General features: G+C 44.3%; 21 protein-coding genes and 3 tRNA genes. 16 read left to right on the forward strand and 8 right to left on the reverse strand.

Features of this window, described 5'->3' with window-relative positions:
• Positions 1 to 27: 27 nt before the first annotated feature.
• Genes ACZ49R_RS07015 through ACZ49R_RS07025 form a run of 3 tightly spaced genes read left to right on the forward strand, consistent with a single transcriptional unit; the run spans position 28 to position 1,878 of the window.
• Positions 28 to 735 (forward strand): MBL fold metallo-hydrolase, encoded by a 708-nt coding sequence (locus ACZ49R_RS07015; protein WP_464732501.1) that lies wholly within the window; start codon positions 28 to 30, stop codon positions 733 to 735.
• On the forward strand, positions 732 to 1,238 hold the full coding sequence (locus tag ACZ49R_RS07020) for a GTP-dependent dephospho-CoA kinase family protein (RefSeq protein ID WP_464732502.1): 507 nt from the start codon (positions 732 to 734) through the stop codon (positions 1,236 to 1,238). The genes ACZ49R_RS07015 and ACZ49R_RS07020 overlap by 4 nt, the downstream gene beginning before the upstream one ends.
• A 22-nt stretch (positions 1,239 to 1,260) precedes the next feature.
• Complete coding sequence (locus tag ACZ49R_RS07025; RefSeq protein ID WP_464732503.1) at positions 1,261 to 1,878, forward strand: thioredoxin domain-containing protein; 618 nt, start codon at positions 1,261 to 1,263, stop codon at positions 1,876 to 1,878.
• Here the strand turns inward: ACZ49R_RS07025 and ACZ49R_RS07030 are convergent.
• The gene (locus ACZ49R_RS07030; RefSeq protein ID WP_011762247.1) at positions 1,868 to 2,023 is read right to left on the reverse strand and encodes a hypothetical protein; all 156 of its coding nucleotides are present in this window, start codon (positions 2,021 to 2,023) and stop codon (positions 1,868 to 1,870) included. The two genes, ACZ49R_RS07025 and ACZ49R_RS07030, sit on opposite strands and share 11 nt — an antisense overlap.
• Before the next feature lie 137 nt (positions 2,024 to 2,160).
• On the opposite strand from ACZ49R_RS07030, the gene ACZ49R_RS07035 reads away from it, so the two are divergent.
• Positions 2,161 to 3,153 carry a pelota family protein gene (locus ACZ49R_RS07035; RefSeq protein WP_464732504.1) on the forward strand — a complete coding sequence of 331 codons (993 nt, stop codon included), beginning with the start codon at positions 2,161 to 2,163 and terminating at the stop codon, positions 3,151 to 3,153.
• Positions 3,154 to 3,174: 21 nt separating this feature from the next.
• Here ACZ49R_RS07035 and cc1 read toward each other — a convergent pair whose 3' ends face one another.
• On the reverse strand, positions 3,175 to 3,348 hold the full coding sequence (gene cc1 / locus ACZ49R_RS07040) for a DNA-binding protein CC1 (protein WP_011762245.1): 174 nt from the start codon (positions 3,346 to 3,348) through the stop codon (positions 3,175 to 3,177).
• An 84-nt stretch (positions 3,349 to 3,432) separates the two neighbouring features.
• On the opposite strand from cc1, the gene ACZ49R_RS07045 reads away from it, so the two are divergent.
• The 7 genes from ACZ49R_RS07045 to ACZ49R_RS07075 all read left to right on the forward strand — a co-directional run bounded on the left by ACZ49R_RS07045 (position 3,433) and on the right by ACZ49R_RS07075 (position 6,600).
• Positions 3,433 to 3,539 (forward strand) — tRNA-Gly (locus tag ACZ49R_RS07045).
• 35 nt (positions 3,540 to 3,574) lie between these two features.
• A tRNA-Arg gene (locus tag ACZ49R_RS07050) sits at positions 3,575 to 3,675 on the forward strand.
• A 33-nt stretch (positions 3,676 to 3,708) separates the two neighbouring features.
• Positions 3,709 to 4,524, forward strand: coding sequence for an aldo/keto reductase (locus ACZ49R_RS07055; RefSeq protein WP_464732505.1), 816 nt, complete (start codon positions 3,709 to 3,711; stop codon positions 4,522 to 4,524).
• On the forward strand, positions 4,512 to 5,039 hold the full coding sequence (locus ACZ49R_RS07060) for a GNAT family N-acetyltransferase (RefSeq protein ID WP_464732506.1): 528 nt from the start codon (positions 4,512 to 4,514) through the stop codon (positions 5,037 to 5,039). The genes ACZ49R_RS07055 and ACZ49R_RS07060 overlap by 13 nt, the downstream gene beginning before the upstream one ends.
• A 77-nt stretch (positions 5,040 to 5,116) precedes the next feature.
• Positions 5,117 to 5,500 carry a hypothetical protein gene (locus ACZ49R_RS07065; protein WP_464732507.1) on the forward strand — a complete coding sequence of 128 codons (384 nt, stop codon included), beginning with the start codon at positions 5,117 to 5,119 and terminating at the stop codon, positions 5,498 to 5,500.
• A gap of 4 nt (positions 5,501 to 5,504) precedes the next feature.
• The gene (locus tag ACZ49R_RS07070; protein WP_464732508.1) at positions 5,505 to 6,440 is read left to right on the forward strand and encodes an ATPase domain-containing protein; all 936 of its coding nucleotides are present in this window, start codon (positions 5,505 to 5,507) and stop codon (positions 6,438 to 6,440) included.
• Between the two features lie 83 nt (positions 6,441 to 6,523).
• A tRNA-Trp gene (locus ACZ49R_RS07075) sits at positions 6,524 to 6,600 on the forward strand.
• Here the strand turns inward: ACZ49R_RS07075 and ACZ49R_RS07080 are convergent.
• Positions 6,601 to 7,299, reverse strand: coding sequence for an acetate--CoA ligase family protein (locus ACZ49R_RS07080; protein WP_464732509.1), 699 nt, complete (start codon positions 7,297 to 7,299; stop codon positions 6,601 to 6,603). It lies immediately after the preceding tRNA gene.
• Positions 7,296 to 8,681: an acetate--CoA ligase family protein gene (locus ACZ49R_RS07085; protein WP_464732510.1), complete on the reverse strand. Its 1,386-nt coding sequence runs from the start codon at positions 8,679 to 8,681 to the stop codon at positions 7,296 to 7,298. The genes ACZ49R_RS07080 and ACZ49R_RS07085 overlap by 4 nt, the downstream gene beginning before the upstream one ends.
• An 80-nt stretch (positions 8,682 to 8,761) precedes the next feature.
• Between ACZ49R_RS07085 and ACZ49R_RS07090 the strand changes: the two genes are divergently transcribed.
• A complete protein-coding gene (locus ACZ49R_RS07090; protein WP_464732511.1) occupies positions 8,762 to 9,484 on the forward strand; it encodes a hypothetical protein in 723 nt (240 codons plus the stop codon).
• On the opposite strand, the gene ACZ49R_RS07095 is transcribed toward ACZ49R_RS07090, so the two are convergent.
• A complete protein-coding gene (locus ACZ49R_RS07095; protein WP_464732512.1) occupies positions 9,481 to 10,050 on the reverse strand; it encodes a mechanosensitive ion channel domain-containing protein in 570 nt (189 codons plus the stop codon). The two genes, ACZ49R_RS07090 and ACZ49R_RS07095, sit on opposite strands and share 4 nt — an antisense overlap.
• 147 nt (positions 10,051 to 10,197) lie before the next feature.
• Between ACZ49R_RS07095 and ACZ49R_RS07100 the strand changes: the two genes are divergently transcribed.
• Positions 10,198 to 10,605, forward strand: coding sequence for a Rab family GTPase (locus ACZ49R_RS07100; RefSeq protein ID WP_464734104.1), 408 nt, complete (start codon positions 10,198 to 10,200; stop codon positions 10,603 to 10,605).
• On the opposite strand, the gene ACZ49R_RS07105 is transcribed toward ACZ49R_RS07100, so the two are convergent.
• Positions 10,602 to 12,521 carry a hypothetical protein gene (locus ACZ49R_RS07105; protein WP_464732513.1) on the reverse strand — a complete coding sequence of 640 codons (1,920 nt, stop codon included), beginning with the start codon at positions 12,519 to 12,521 and terminating at the stop codon, positions 10,602 to 10,604. The genes ACZ49R_RS07100 and ACZ49R_RS07105 overlap by 4 nt on opposite strands.
• Before the next feature lie 135 nt (positions 12,522 to 12,656).
• Here ACZ49R_RS07105 and ACZ49R_RS07110 point away from each other — a divergent pair, with 135 nt between their 5' ends.
• Positions 12,657 to 12,818, forward strand: a complete 162-nt coding sequence (locus ACZ49R_RS07110; RefSeq protein ID WP_011762234.1) for a 50S ribosomal protein L40e — start codon at positions 12,657 to 12,659, stop codon at positions 12,816 to 12,818.
• On the opposite strand, the gene ACZ49R_RS07115 is transcribed toward ACZ49R_RS07110, so the two are convergent.
• Positions 12,805 to 13,107 (reverse strand): transcriptional regulator, encoded by a 303-nt coding sequence (locus tag ACZ49R_RS07115; protein ID WP_464732514.1) that lies wholly within the window; start codon positions 13,105 to 13,107, stop codon positions 12,805 to 12,807. The two genes, ACZ49R_RS07110 and ACZ49R_RS07115, sit on opposite strands and share 14 nt — an antisense overlap.
• Complete coding sequence (locus ACZ49R_RS07120) at positions 13,107 to 13,415, reverse strand: hypothetical protein (protein ID WP_011762232.1); 309 nt, start codon at positions 13,413 to 13,415, stop codon at positions 13,107 to 13,109. The genes ACZ49R_RS07115 and ACZ49R_RS07120 overlap by 1 nt, the downstream gene beginning before the upstream one ends.
• A gap of 110 nt (positions 13,416 to 13,525) precedes the next feature.
• On the opposite strand from ACZ49R_RS07120, the gene ACZ49R_RS07125 reads away from it, so the two are divergent.
• On the forward strand, positions 13,526 to 15,622 hold the full coding sequence (locus ACZ49R_RS07125; RefSeq protein WP_464732515.1) for a penicillin acylase family protein: 2,097 nt from the start codon (positions 13,526 to 13,528) through the stop codon (positions 15,620 to 15,622).
• Positions 15,606 to 15,935 carry a hypothetical protein gene (locus ACZ49R_RS07130; RefSeq protein WP_464732516.1) on the forward strand — a complete coding sequence of 110 codons (330 nt, stop codon included), beginning with the start codon at positions 15,606 to 15,608 and terminating at the stop codon, positions 15,933 to 15,935. The genes ACZ49R_RS07125 and ACZ49R_RS07130 overlap by 17 nt, the downstream gene beginning before the upstream one ends.
• Positions 15,936 to 15,938: the final 3 nt, after the last annotated feature.

Genomic DNA, 15,938 nt, shown 5'->3' on the forward strand with positions numbered 1-15,938 from the left:
TTTTTAAAAAGTGCGCTCTTTGACGCGGTGGAGATATATATAGTGGGATACGGAGGGTGGATATCTTCTCCCTATATCGGCTACGCCTCTCTTTATGTTAAAACAGATATAAATATACTTTTAGACGTTGGCGAGTGTACATATGCTCGTGTTATACAATGCAATCTTCCCTGGCCCGACCTTATATTCATAAGTCATAGACATGGAGATCATATACTCGGCCTTCCCACATTTATGCTTATGGCAAAAAGGCTAGGTAAAAAGTTGAAGATAGTAGCCAACAGAGAAACGCTAGAGGCGGCAAAGGCCTTAGCTATAGCCACTGGTATAGAGAATACGCTTCAATATGTGGAATTTTTGGAAGCAACAAGGGAAGTTACAATGGGGCAGACAAGACTGAGGTTTGCAAAAACAAGTCATCCTATAGACACGTTGGCTGTGAGAATAGAACATGAGGGTAAATGTGTGACCTATAGCTCAGACACGGCGCCAGCCGACGTTGTTGTAGAACTTGCACGCGGTTGTGATATACTCATACATGAAGTTTCGGGAAACCCAGGGCAGGAGGATGAGGTCCATAGGGTTGGCCATAGCACCACTGTAGACGCTATAGAGATTTCAAAAAGGGCTGGCGTAAAGATGCTGATACCTTTTCACTTTTACACAGAGTTGCCCATAGTGCCGCCGGGGGTTACTGTGGTTTTACCCACGCCTTGCGGCCGTGTTGTAATATGACGTGTTTTAAACTCTGCTGTCGGCGTGACCTATTCGCTTTCCCATATCCCGTAGCGATATGGAAGGAACCTCCCCGCTCTATAGAGGTAGTGAGAGACCTTGTCGAAAGTTATGGAATTGAACAGATATATACCGTTGGCGATATTGTAACAACAAACTTCCTCAAATACAGTCTCGCTCCCACCTCTGCTGCGGTAGATGGAAAAACTCGTCGCGGTCTCAAAATCGACCAACCAACTTTCTTTAGAAAAACAATAGAGGTTTATAATCCGCCTGGTTATATAACAGAGGAGGCGTGGATAGCCGTCGAGGAGGCTGTAAGAGACAACGTAATGATAAAAGTTAACGGAGAGGAGGACATGCTCTCTCTCGCGTTTATAAAACTAGCCCCTCCACACTCGGTGGTAGTATACGGCCACTATATGGGCGCATTGATAGCAATACCGGTAGATTGGTATAGAGACGCAATATGTAAACTCTTTGAGTATTTAGAGAAGTGTTAATAATTAGTTACTATTCAGCATTATGCGGCCTAGGACTTTATTCATTACTGCTATAGTGGTCTTTTTAATTATCGCGGCGACAATAATATACAAAAATTTATCTACATCTACGTCTCAAACCGCCGTTTCTAGTGCATTACCAATTCCAAGTTGGGCTATTTCTTTTGGCAACCCAAATGCCCCCTTGGTCTTAGTAGAGCTATTTGACTTACATTGCCCCTATTGCGCTATAGCACATGAGAAACTAGACCCCCTCTATCGGCGGCTTATGTTAGAGGGAAAACTTAGGCTTATATTTGTAGACTTTATTGTACACCCAGATGCTGTTGTAGCCCATAGATATCTTCACTGTGCATATAAGCAGTTGGGCAACAAAACATACGACTTGTTAACACAACTGTATACTACATATTTAAACGAGGGGCCGGAGAAACAGCTCGAACTCTTACGACAATATCAATGTAGTAATGCACCAACACAAAACGATTTTGAAGATGTAAAAAGAGCCATGGTAAATTTCCTTATACAGAAAGGCTTGGTACAGATAGGTACGCCTACCTTTATAGTAGTAAGAAACGGCAGCATAGACATAGTGGTAGGCGCGGATGTAAACAGAGTGTCCTTTCTTCTTAGTCAGTAGCAGGAGGTATTAACATTTCTCTTTCTTTCATCAGTGCAAGAATTCTAGCGCGTTCGAGTAGCCTAGCCACCTCAATATAGCCGTTTTCATAAAACTGGCTTATCAATTTTGTTAGTTCATCGACTAATGACGAATTTGGTTTCATGTAAAGTCAAATTTTCACTCATATATAAACATTTCGCATAATGCGATCTCAGTTATAGCAAGTTCAGTCAGCTGCCGCGTCTTCACTCTTCGTGTTTGGTCGGGCTCATCATTTACATTACCTAACAAGTTTGTGTTGTGAGATATGAAGTAGATACGAAGCGCAGGATTATAAAACTGGTGCCTGAAAGAGAAGAAGACTTATACTTCATCTACCTACTTATAGACAAGGGAGATATCATAAGGGGATGGACGGTTAGAGAGTATAAGCCAGATGGCGTAAAAGAAGGCGAAAGAATCAAGATATATCTAGCCATAAAGGTAGAGTCTTTAGAGTATCACAAATTTCGCGGTAGTTTAAGAATTAGGGGGACTGTTGTCGAAGTGCAAGACGGCATCGAGGGGGTAAAGGGCAGAAGACATACCTTTGATGTAACTCCAGGGAGGGAGATAGAAATAGAAAAGGCATACGACTATCCCTTAGACGTCGTGATAGAAGTTCTTAACATGGCAAAAGCAGTATTGCCAAGGGTTTTGCTGATATCTGTTGATGATGAAGAAACCGTTTTTGCATATATAACGGCGCTAGGAGTAGAAATCCTACATACTATGTATAACACTAGTAGGAAAGACGATAGCATGTTTGAAGAGTACTTTACTGCTATTAAAGAGGTTGTAGACGAGTTAAAACGACGTCATAAGCCCGACATAGTCGTATTGGCAGGACCTAGTATGATAATAGAACAAGCAAGTGAGTATATACAGGCAATAAAAGTACCGCAAGGCTCTGGCGGTCTTGCAGGTGTTTATGAATTCATTAGAGGCGGTCTCTATGAGAAGTTTAAAATTGAAATGGGGATAAATGCATATCAGCGATTTATACACAAACTGTCAGTAGACAGACTCTCTGTGGCAATAGGTTTAAACGAAGTTAGAGAAGCTACTGATGCCGGTCGCATAGAGACTGTGTTAGTGCTAGACACGTTGATTAAAGAAAGACCTGAAGATATATGGCCCCTTCTTGCTCAGGTATATAAGACGCGGGGCAAAATCCACATAGTTAAAGAGGATAGCGAAGTAGGAGCAGGACTAAAAGCTATGGGAGGAGTAGTTGCATTATTAAGGTGGTGAGAGAAAAAGGAGGGTTTATTTTTATTTCTTTTTGCCGATTAGTCTGTAGACTTTTATTCCTGTGTATGGGGATTTTGCTACTGCAAATAACATCGGCCCGCGGGCAGTCTGCTTCTCAACAACCTCATACTGATCAGTCTCAAACGCCTGCTTCGCCTTAATATCGTAGAACTTCAACTTCTGTTTCTTGGACATGTCCCTTGAAAAAGCATTACTATTTATAAAGAACGGTTAAAATAGCAAAAGAAAAACTTAAAAAGTAACGCGGTATGTCCTACGGCGGCGGTAGTCTAGCCTGGTTTGGACGGTGGGGAGCCACCGCCCCGGAGTAGGATGGCGGCCTGCCAAGCCGTTGATCCCGGGTTCAAATCCCGGCCGCCGCACCATTAATCTTTATATAGCGTGGTGTCCAGCTGGTGTGGGGCCCGTAGCTCAGTCAGGATAGAGCGGCGGAGGACCCGGCTAGGTCCGTCGTGCCTCCGGAGCCGTAGGTCGTGGGTTCAAATCCCACCGGGCCCGCCAGTTACGTTTTAGAATATGTGTCAATTTACTCCTGTGAAGAGGGTTTGTTTTAGGCGTGTAGGTTGTGTCTCTGCAGTGGGGCTGGGTACTTGGGGGATTGGTGGGGGTTTTTGGGTCTCGGATAGAAGTAGGGACAGGGAGTGGATAGATGCGTTGAGGTACGCAATAGAGCGGGGCATAACTCTTATAGACACAGCTGAGATGTATGGAGGTGGGCATACGGAAGAGCTCGTGGGTCTTGCGATAAAGGGGTTTCCAAGAGATGAGCTGTTTATTGTTTCTAAGGTGTGGCCTAGCCACGCGCGTTTCGAGGATGTGTTGAAGTCTGCCAAACAAAGTATGGCAAGGCTCGGCACATATATTGACCTATATCTGCTTCACTGGCCTTCAGAGATAGTCCCCATATGTGAGACAATACGGGCGTTTGAAACTCTTGTAGATAGAGGCTTGATTAAGTTTTTTGGCGTTAGCAATTTTTCACTTAGACAAATCAAGGAGGCTGAAAGTTGTACAAAGAAGTACGAGCTGGCGGCAGTTCAAAACCGCTACTCTTTATATTATAGAAGTGATGATGCAAATGTCATACCGTATGTCTTGTCAAATGGGATTATGTACATGGCGTACACCCCTCTTGAGAAGGGGGCTATTGCTAGAGATCGGAGGCTTATGGAAATTGGAACAAGGTATAGGGCTTCGGCGGTTCAAATCGCTCTTGCTTGGTATGTCAAGAGAGGCGTCGTGCCTATTCCTAAGGCCGAGAGGAAAGAGCATATCGACGAGATCGTAAGGTCTCTAGAGATAGAGCTCAGCGAGGAGGATTTTCTAGAGATAACGCGGTGGAGTTCGTAATAGACAGAGAGGCTGCGTTGAGACTTGTCGGTCTTTATTATAGAGGCCCTGTTAAATACGCAAAGGCGGTGTTAGAACGATGGCCTAGCTCAAACGCCGTTACTGTCTATATAGATGGGGAGCCTGTGGGGGCTGAGGTCTTCTACGCAGTCCGTCTTGCAGAGATGACGTGTGTACACTACTATATAGTTGTAGCGCCTAAGCATAGGAGACGGGGGATTGCCACTTCGCTTGTTAGATATGTAGAGGGGCTATGTGGCGCATCTACATATCTTGCAACATCTGCGATAGATAACGTCGCAGTAGCGAGACTGTTTGAAAAACTGGGCTATGCCAGACACGCCTGGAGGGAGTTGCCTCCTAGCGTTAGAGAGGTTTTACTAAAGGCGACGTGTGGCTATGACGACGACGTCTTATATATAAAAGGCGGTAAACCGGAGGAGATAGCCGCCTATACCGGCGATGTGGAAGTGCTGTGGCGGGAGACTTGTCTAAAGCCATATCTTGGCGTATGACCCCCTCCCCGCCCTAAAGGGCAAGGCTTTCGGTTGTAACTACGTAATATCTTATAAATTGGATGTAGGGCTATGGCATGGAGGTAGTTGTTGTATTTAGGGGTCAGCCGCCAGATGAGTGGAAGGGGGTTCCTGGCGTGAGGGCTTTATCTATGGGAGAGCTCGGAGACATAGAGAGGAGGTTTGTGCTTGTGGTTGGCGATAGAGAGTTCGCTGAGAGATTGGGCGTTGGATATCTCACAGAGGAAGAGACAGAGGAGCTTTTGGCGTATATAAAGGCGAGGTTGAGCGAAACGTCTAGCCGAGTCAGTGAAGGGCGTTGCGCTCATTTTTCGCCTACCGTGAGGCTCATCACATATATACCTCTGTGTAGAGGTAAAAAAGTGATGACGTCTTGGGGAGCCTGGAGGTGTGAAGAGGCGGTTATCCCTCTGAATAAATTTAACATAGGGATAAACTGATTTTATGTCCAGGAAGAAAGCCGATTTATCTTCGCTTGAGGGCGTGGGTCCTAAGACGTTTGAAAAGCTAATGGAGTTGGGTATTACATCTCTAGAACATCTATCTGAATTTACGGCGGAGGAGTTAGCTGAGGCAGGTATCGAATATGAAAGAGCTGTAAAGCTTCTACAGCAAGTTTTGCAAAAAGTCGGCGGGGTGAAGGCGGTGACATTTGGCGAGTTTAGACAGAGACAAGTCAAGACTTTTAAGACTGGGCTTGTAGAATTCGACGAAAAAACTCCTTGGAGAGGGATAAGGGAGGGCTTTATATATGAATTTGCTGGCGAATATGGCACTGGTAAGTCGATGTTTGCACATCAACTTGCCGTGGTAGGACTTAAGGAGGGTTTTACTGCGAGAGTTGTGTATATAGATACAGAGGGCACGTTTAACCCAACGCTCGTCGAGACAATTGCGAGGCGGTTTGGTGTAGAAATTGAGAGATTAGACACGTCGCTTGTTTTATATCAACCGGCTAATGTAATGCAGTTAGAACAGATAGTGAAATACGACATCCCACGCCATATACAAGAGGGTTGCCGTCTTGTGATAATAGATACAATCACGGCGTTGTATCGTGCTGAGTTTCCCGGTAGGGAGATGTTAGCGGCTAGACAACAGCGAATTCATTATCTCGTCGATTGGCTGAGACGCCATGCGAGGACGTTTGGCGTAACTTCTATTTTGACAAATCAAGTGATGGACGTGCCCGAGATTTTTGCCGGCGGCGTGAAAAGGCCGGCGGGCGGCAACGTCTTGGCACATACCGTAAACGCGAGATTTATGATGGTGCGGCCTAACAAGGCGAAGCTAGAGGGTTACATGTGGCCATTAGACGTGCCTGGTATGGCTCCTGACGTAAGGATAGAGTACAGAATTACGGAAGCCGGACTTGAATAGATGTCTCTTGTAGCTATTCTCATCTGTGGTATAACACGTCTTGTAGTAGGAGAAAGCTTAAAAACTGTGAGCTAAAATAGAGAGGGGCCGTAGCTCAGCCAGGCAGAGCGGCGGGCTCCAGACCCGTAGGTCGGGGGTTCAAATCCCTCCGGCCCCACCACTACGGCATCTTTAGTATGAATCTTGCGTCTACTACATACGCTCCTTTCCCCTCTTCAAGTACTATTACTGGGTTTAAATCGGCTTCTCTTATCTCTGGGTTTTCTTGTACGAGTCGTGAAAACTTTACTAATATATCTACAACCGCGGCTACGTCGCGCGGCGGCATGCCTCTATAGCCCGTAAGTATTCTATAGGCTTTTACCTCGCGTATCATTTCCCATGCGTCTTCTTCAGTTATAGGCACTATACGCATGGAGACGTCTTTGTAAATTTCGGTGTATATACCGCCTAGGCCGAAGAGTATTACGTGGCCAAAAATCTCGTCGTAGACTGTACCTATTATAAGCTCTACGCCTTTTGGCACCATCTTCTGTATTAAGACGCCCTCAAGCTCGGCATATGGCACCTTTTTGATAATTTCCCTAATTTGTACACAAGCCTCTCTGACCTCCCGTTCGTTTGACACCCCTAGGATAACTCCGCCTACATCCGTCTTGTGTACAATCTGTGGAGATACTATTTTTACAGCTACTGGATAGCCTATTTGTTCAGCTAGCTTGACCGCCTCCTCTTCGTCGCGAGCTAGGGCGAAGTCCGGAGTTGGTATTCCATATGCCTTAAGTAGAGCTAGCGCCTCATCTTCTCTCAACTTGTTTCTAGCTTCGGCAAGGGCTTTAGCTACAATTGTGTGTGTCATATTTTTCTTTTCACCTCTGCGTATTTATATAAAGCCCACAGGGCTTTTGCCGCTCTTTCCGGTGTTGGATATACAGGTATTCCATTGCCCTCTAATATGTCTTCAAACTTTTGGACAACTTCGCTACCGCCGAAGTTAACAACAACAAGAGGCTTGCCATATTTCTTGCTGTTGATTATATACTCTGCGAGGTTTTTCGTAAGACCTGGCACTTGCATTAGAGTAACCACTAGCGCCATGTCGAAAAATGCCGTTGGGAGTAACGTATCTAGCACTATTTTATAGTGTTCGTCTGTGGCGCTTCCAGTTACGTCTATAGGGTTTGACACCGCCGCAAATGGGAGAAGCTCTCTCTTTAGCTCGTTGGCTATACTTTCGGGGACTTCGGGCACCTCAAGCCCAAGTGCCTCTAGCGCATCTACCGCTTGTATGCCCATGCCCCCGCTGTCTGTTACAACTAGCACCCGCTTACCGCGTGGAATCGGCTGATAGGCAAGGGCCTTAGCCATGTCGAACATTTCTCTAACAGACGAAGCCTCTATTACTCCTGCCTGTTGGAAAAGTCCGTGGTACATCTCGTATGTCCCAGCCATAGCCGCCGTGTGGCTTTTCACTGCGCGTTGAGCAGCCCTGCCTCTACCTGCTTTATAGACAACCACTGGTTTTTTCGGCACTATTTTTCTTACGCTTTCAAGAAACCTAGAGGCCTCGCCAGGATATTTAAAACCCTCGATATATAGTGTTATTACTTTTATTCTGTCGTCTGCCGCAAAGGCCTCTAGTAGCTCTACCTCTGTTATGTCTATTTTATTGCCGTAGTTTACCATAAGGCCAAGGCCTATTTTTCTCCTAGCAGCCCAGTCCATAATTGCTGCAGCGACTGCGCCGCTTTGGCTAATTAACGCAAGGGGGCCTGGCGGCGGTCTACCGGCTCTATCGGCTGGGAGGAATATTGTATCGAAGTTTGTATATGCGTTGTAAACACCTATGCAGTTGGGGCCTAGTACTCTTATGCCGTATTGTTTTGCCACAGCCTTTGTCCAGTTTTCAAGCTCTACATTTCCAGCTTCTGCAAAGCCGCTACTTACTACAATAGCCACTGGGACGCCCTTAAGGCCAGCCTCCTCAAGTATCTTAGGTACAGTAGGCGCGGGCGTTGCTATAACCACGGCGTCTATTGGCGCATCTATCTCCAAGATAGATTTATAAAATTTAATCCGACGGCCCCAAAGCTCTACTTCGTCATATTTTGGATTTACTGGATATACAACACCCTTAAATCTAGTGACTAAATTCTCTAGGATAACATATCCGACGGATCCTTGTTTTATTGATGCTCCTACCAACGCCACGCTCTGGGGGTCGAAAAGTTTAGAAATCACAAGCTGTCTATAGTCAATATATAAATATATATGCGTCGTGTAATTAAACGATGGTTTGAAAAATTTAGGCTCTATACCGAGTGTTGATTAGGGTAAATCTGTTGGAGACGCTAGGCGCTGGAATAGGCTATTTTGGCGAGTATATATTTGCGAAAGTGTTGCAGAAAGTATCTCGCGGTGAGACTATTGCAATGTTAGTCGAGGGTTTATACTCTGCGGATAAGATAGCGCCTCGGGGGACGTCAATGCCGCATGAAAAAGGTCGTGGCGTATATTCTAAACATGTGCTTTCTGAATGGCCTATACATAAGTCGTGGTTTGTCCCTGTGGTTGAAGACGGCGCGCCTGCAGTGATTTTAGACCCGCCGAGGGGACTTGTGAAATATATAGGGAGGGATACAGAGGGCGTCTACGCCCTACTTCTCTCCTTGGGGCTAAAAGAGTTAAAAGACTATGTATTAAAGGGCGTATCGCCCACGCTCCTAAAAGACTTCGACATTTTTACAGAGACAGATATAGAGATAGCGGCTGTTATCTATGAAAGACTTAGAGGCGGGCCTGATTTTGTTGTATCAGTGATAGAAACGCTTAGAGAGGTGGATTTTCTACTAGTTGAAAATGGGGTGGTCTACCACGTCGAGGTTAAAACCACAACGCGCCCCACAGATCCAAAGCTTAGGAAAAAGAGAACTCTTCTACAGAAGAGACAACAGATAATGGAGAAGTTAGGTTTGAGGCCGGCGCTCGCGGTGGTTATCCCAAGGGAAAATTGGGAGGTTGAGGTATGGTTTGAAAAAAGCTAAGACTTCTTTATCTTCAGTATATCACCTATTAGTTTGTTGTTAGGTATTAAGATCTTGTTACCCTCGGCATCTTTAACAACAGTGTACATAGCGCCTATGTCTTCGACTATGCCTTCTTGGCCGGCGCCTACAATTTTGTCGCCAATTTTAAACGGCCTTGCGAGAAGTAGAAAGGTGCCGGCTACTGCTTGGCTAAGCACTTGCTGAGTTGCAAAGCCTATTACTAATCCGATAAAACCGCCTAAAGCCGCCGCAGCAGCACCGCCAGAGACGGCGCCTGCTAGAGATGCTACCAGAGCGCCTATGCCCAAAAGTTTTATTAGATTTGCCACAGCCTTCCCGGCGGTCTCTCCCTGTTTTTTAGCAACAGGCAATGCCACAATATCTGCAAACGCTTTTACAATCTGCCACCCAAAGAATAGAGTGAGTAGAATATCGACGTAGACCTTGTAGCTCATTGCATCTTTATATATGTTACTAGTTACAAATTGGAAAGCGTATTGTACAACAGCCATTACAACAATGTACACCACTATCCACAACGCAAGTCTTCCTACTGGATTCATACGCGTCTTTTTTTACTTATTTTTAAATATAACGGTGGTTAGGGAGACATTTCTTATTTATATAGTGCCTGTAGATATGACGTGCGCTATATTGTTGTCCTCTTGGGCGTCGGTGGTGTAGGCAAGACAACGCTTGCATATAGGCTTATGGGGCTGTCGATTAGGCCTACTGTAACTCTGCGTCCTGGCGTCTACCGTCTTTATATTGCCAATAGAGAGGTAAATCTTATCGATGTGCCAGGGCAGTATGTCATTGAGGTAGTCCAAAACTTTGCCAAGATGTGGACTTTTTATGTAGACAAGGCCGTGTATATGTATGATGTACTTCACTACGATACTCTGAAAGCTTTGGTAGAAATACACAGCGGCTTGCTAGATAGGGGGATAAAGCCGTTTAAAAGACTGGCTGTCGTGGGAAATAAAATGGATCTCGCGCATGAATACGGCTTCTATATTGAGGCTGATGAAATCGCTGTAGCGGTAGGAGCACAGGAGGTGTATTATATATCTGCTTTAAAAGACGACGCCAGAGACCTAATAAAGGTAGTACTTTAAATAATAAGCTCTAAAGCCACTTGCCGATAGAGCTCCTCTACCTCTTGGATAAACTGTGGTGTATATTCATGCCGTGGGTCGCCACGTTTAACTTCTGTAATTGCGATGTCGAGAATTTTTAATGCTTCTTGAGGCCGGCTACTCTCCATAAGCTTTTTAGCTATTTGATACGCGGAGAACGCCCTTAGGTAGGGACAGTCGCAGGTGGGCAGTAGACTAGCGACATCTTCAGACGTCAAAGTAGCTAGAGACGCTAGAACCGTCGCAACGGTCTTGTAATCTTCTTGCGCAACTTCTAGTATCCTCTTTAAAATCAGAGTGGCTTCGCTTGGCACAACGCCATAGTAATGCGTCAGCGCGAATTTTCTAAGAATAGGCGTAGCTACCCTCTCCGCGACTATTTCCATATAGTCTCTATATAGTTTATAAAATTTAACAAGACTTTCTGGGTTTTTCTTGACTGTGTTATAAAGAACTTCTATAAACTTTTCTAGACATTGAAGCGGGGCTCTTCTTGCGTCTATAGTAGCTAGTTGAGTCAGTAGTTCGATGTCATCTTCGAGACAGCGGGGGGTAGGCGACACAATATGTGTCTCAAGAGTTATTCTCTTATCGCCGCCCAGTGCTTCGATAATTATCTGGGGTACCTCCCCTCTGTAACAAAGATATTTACCTATATCCTCTTTACATATATCTATGCTCAGCACTATTGAAGCTACTGCCTTAGCTAGATCAATAGCATATCTATAGTCTAGAGTCATAAGGCCTTTGTAAACCGTCCTTATTTTGTGTATAGGGTTTCCCTGTATATTAGTACAATGATCTTCTCTAATAGATAGCTTAAGCGATTCCACTACGACGCTTTCCTTAGGCGCAGAAGCCCACTCTGCTATGTCGACAAACTCTTCCTGTGGTTGATATAGCTCTTTTAGTTCTTCAAGTATCTCTTCTCTAGCCGCCGAGTCTAGGGTTGCAGAAGCTCTGCTCAATATATACAGTCTCCTAGAAATTCTATCTGCATTTGAAAGCGGGTGTATAATCGCCGGTGGTATATATTGGCCCTGTAGACTTAATAAAAGAGGAATAGCTAAGGCTTTGGCGATTTGGCAAGTTGGGAAGAAGAGTTCTCGATATAGTCTGTAGTATATCTTTGCAAGCTCTTTTATAACATCTTGGTATAACACATCTGGTTTGTATGGGGCGCATCTATTTCTGGCATAGAGCCTACCGCCGTATGTCGCCAAGGCAAAAACTCCACTTAAATCGCTGTGTTTCTGCAAGACGTAGTCTATGTATGGGTCTGGGTTTGAAGTCTTGCAACCTAGAGCTGCTGCATGTGTAGAAAACACGCTCTTTAATATAGAAGACACATCTATGTTACGTAGATATTCTGCTATGTCGACAATTTTCGAGTTCTTCTCTATGTATGTCTTACACGGGGAGTAGCGAAACAAGTCATATGGCAATACTAATAACGTCGGTATGTCGCGTGTGTTTAGATAAAAGGCGCGGTCTATTATATACTGACACCGCCGTATCCAGGGCACGGCCAACTCGGCTCTTGGGATATGTGGATTGTCGTAAAACGATATCCCAAGAGGGTCGTAAAACCCCATTGCGTTGGGTACCTCGGGAAGTATTTCAAGCAAGTTGTCAAAAGTGACAACATCTACGCCTAGGTCTATGACTGCGTAATACTCGCTTACAAACTTTGCGGCTATATAACGCGCGAGTACAGATTTGCCAGAGCCGTGAGGCCCCAGTAATACAACCGACGTGCCTGTCTTAAGTGTGGCAGAGATACGGTTTTCGAGATCTCTAAACCAGTAAACAAGACGTGACTTGTAGCCCTCTGTAATATTAAGAATATAATACTCATCGCCGTCTCTTGCTATGCCTAAAAGAGAAGTAGACACATGTTCGTCACTTTACAGTTATTTAACCTCATCGATCTTAAATCGTCTCTTCTCCCTTTTCGGTCTCTCGGAGAGGCCGTAGAAGAGAGAGAAATGGAGTGATAAGTATATAAATTTGAAATCTCCAAACCACCTATGCCTATCACGTTAGATCCTGAGAAGTTGGCTATAGTAATGAAACACAAATTCCAGTATAAGATCTGTAGAGAGTGCGGCGCGCGAAATCCCCCAGATGCGGAGAAATGCCGCCGCTGCCGCTCTAGAAATCTACGGCCTAAGAAGTTTAAGAAGAAGTAACCACATAAAACCTAGGCGGCTCAATTCTCTCACTCTTACAGCGCGGGCATCTACTCGGCTTTTTCAGCTTCTCTCTATCTGTAAACTGATAGCCGCATTTTTTACACGTGGCTGGCACTATCACTAGGCGGTACCCCATTCTTTTCAAAGTCTTTCTTACATGTTCTAACTCTTCATATAATTCGTTTGGTTCCAACTCTGTCTGAGCTAACGACTGTAGTTGGTGTATAGTGAGCGGCTCCTTACTCTCAAGCAGAATCTTTATAAGTCGCTCTCTGATGGTTTCCATTACTTTTCAATTACGGCGGACTGAAGCCAAAGAGGCTTATAAACTCCGCCTGGCTTAAGTAGTGCAAAAGTAAATATGTGGAGGTTTTTATCTCCCTCTCTACGGGCCTCAAATCGTATAAATCTCGCTTGTTCAAGCCTCTCGGCGGGGTCGACATTTGCATCTAACAACTGTGTAGTCGTTGGAGTGTATCCGGCAGACCTCAGCTGTTCAATTATACAGTTAACTACATCTAGTGGAGAAGCCCCCGTGCATTGGGCTTTCTCAATTAGCTCTTTCACTTTTGCATGTTCCACACTGTAATTCATAGTAGAACTTTATCACCTATATAAAAAGAATAGATCAGTTGCTCAGCCCTCCTCATCTGTCAGACCTTGTAAGCGTCATCACATTTTTAAGGGTCGAGATGCTAATCTCTATGAGACTAGCCGGTTCACTTGTTGTATTACTACTAGCGTTTTTAATTATGTTTTTCATACCGCCTTTTCTTTTTAGATTTGCAGATCCTTTTGGAGGACCTATGAAGGCTATTACAAGACCTCCACCGCCTGTGCCGATAGAAAATTATATATTGATAGTAAAAGCAAATAGCGAAAAAGAGGCTTTTTATAAACTTGGCTACGCCCACGCCTATTATCGCTTTTTCCAGATGGATATTATGAGAAGAACGGCAGAAGGTAGGTTGTCGGAATTATTGGGCGATGCGGCTTTAGAAATAGATATCTACTTCAGAACTAGAGGACTTTACATAGCAGCTGAGAAGACTTGGGAATATATCAAGGCCAAGTATCCTGAGTTTGCCACGTTGATTGAAGAGTATACACGGGGTGTTAACGATTTCTTATCGCAGAACTCTCCTTCCATAGAGTACTTAATACTTGGCAAAAATCCAGAGCCTTGGAAGCCCGTAGATACGATTGCTATTAATAAGCTTATTGCTTGGTCTCTAAGCGGTGGCGAGAGCGACCTAGATCTTAAAGTTCTTGTTGATGCACTTGGTCCGCAATTTCTAAACATAGCTCTCTCTCGAGAGATGAACACGCCTATTTTACAGCGTAAAGTAACTTTTTCCTATATGTCTCCGATTACGTTAGGTAGTAATAACTGGATTATCTCACCTAATTATACAGCTACTGGAAGGCCTATTTTAGCTAACGACCCGCATCTCTCTCTTTCAGTACCCCCCATTTGGATTTTCCAAAGAGTAGAGACGCCTGAGTACTATGTGATGGGCGTCGCTTTCCCAGGTACTCCGGTAGTCGTTATAGGTACCAACGGGCATATTGCTTGGGGTTTTACCAACACTGGCGTAGATGTTATCGATTATTATTACTACGTATGGAATAACACAAAGTATTACTATAACGGCTCGTGGAGAGACGCAGAGATACGTACCGAGGTTTTCAAAATATGCGATTTAAACAATATATGTAATTCAAAAGCTCTTCAAGTGCTAGAGACGGTACACGGTCCTGTAATAGAATACAGAGGACAGAGATATGCTATGCGGTGGTTAGGAAACAACGTAACACTTGAGGCTCTAGCCCTATATCTCATGAACAAGGCAACTAATCTAACAGAGTTTCTCAGCGCGTTAAAATATTTCATTACGCCTAGCCAAAACACAGTTTACGCCGATGAACATGGAGTAGTGGCATATTTTGCAAATGGGTATTTTCCAATTAGAGACGGCGGATATCTCCCATTTAATGGATCAAAAGGTGAGGGTGAGTGGAAGAGGTTTGTCTGGCTTCCCGAGGTCTTAAACTACGTAAATCCGCCATATCTTGCCACGGCAAATAACAAAGTGGCAGATGCAAATATATACATACAGTGGCGGTGGGCCGATAGGTATCGGCATGACAGGATACTAGAATTAATATCTCAAAAGCTATCGAAGGGAAAACTCTCTACAAGAGATGTAATGGATATCCAGAGAGATATTGTTGATATATCTTGTAGAGATGTAAAAACACTACTAGAACTATATGGGGGAGAGGCTGGAAGATCTCTTCTTAATGAGCTAAATAAATGGGATTGTTCTATGGCTCCGGACTCTGTAATTGCTACAAGATATGCGACGTTTGTATATACATTACAGAAGTTAGCATGGGAAAGGTTTAATATTTCCACAACTTTTGTACCGTTTGAAATAACACTTATCTCTATTAAACGTGGTTTGCTTAACCGTTCTATTGTAGAATTAGCAGCAAAAGAGGCTTTGAAAATATCTACGCCGTGGGGTCAGTTACATAAGTATAGTATAAACCATATACTTGGTTCTGCTTTTCCGCAGCTTAACTATAAACAGGTCGAGGCTCCGGGAAGTTGGTTTACCATAAACGTGGCGCCAGGTTTTAAAGTCACGCATGGTCCTAGTGTTAGGTTTATTGTCGCGTTTGGCGATGGCATTTATATGATGTTACCAGGTGGGCCAGATGGTGACCCTCTCAGCCCGCTTTATGATGCAATGTATATGCCTTGGGTGAGGGGGGAATATGTCAAAGTGGGTTAAGTACATAGGTTTGTTTATACCACTAGTTGGTGTAATTTCGCCATTGCACATACTAAACGCGGCGGCTCTACCTCTTATAGGTGGTTTTGTTTACGGATACTTTGCTGACAAGAGAAGAGAGATACTTACATCGCCGATTGTAGCCTTAGTACCTGTAGCTGTGGTATTTTTCTATTATTCTGCAATAAATTTTGTCAGGTTAACACGATATATCTCCATGTTCTCGCTATTTTTATTCCTCTGGATAGCGTTCTGGGTCTTATTTTTTGTTTTGGGCGCCATAGTTGGTTACCTCTTAAAGGGCAAGAGATAAAAA

The organism is Pyrobaculum organotrophum (genome assembly GCF_055384425.1).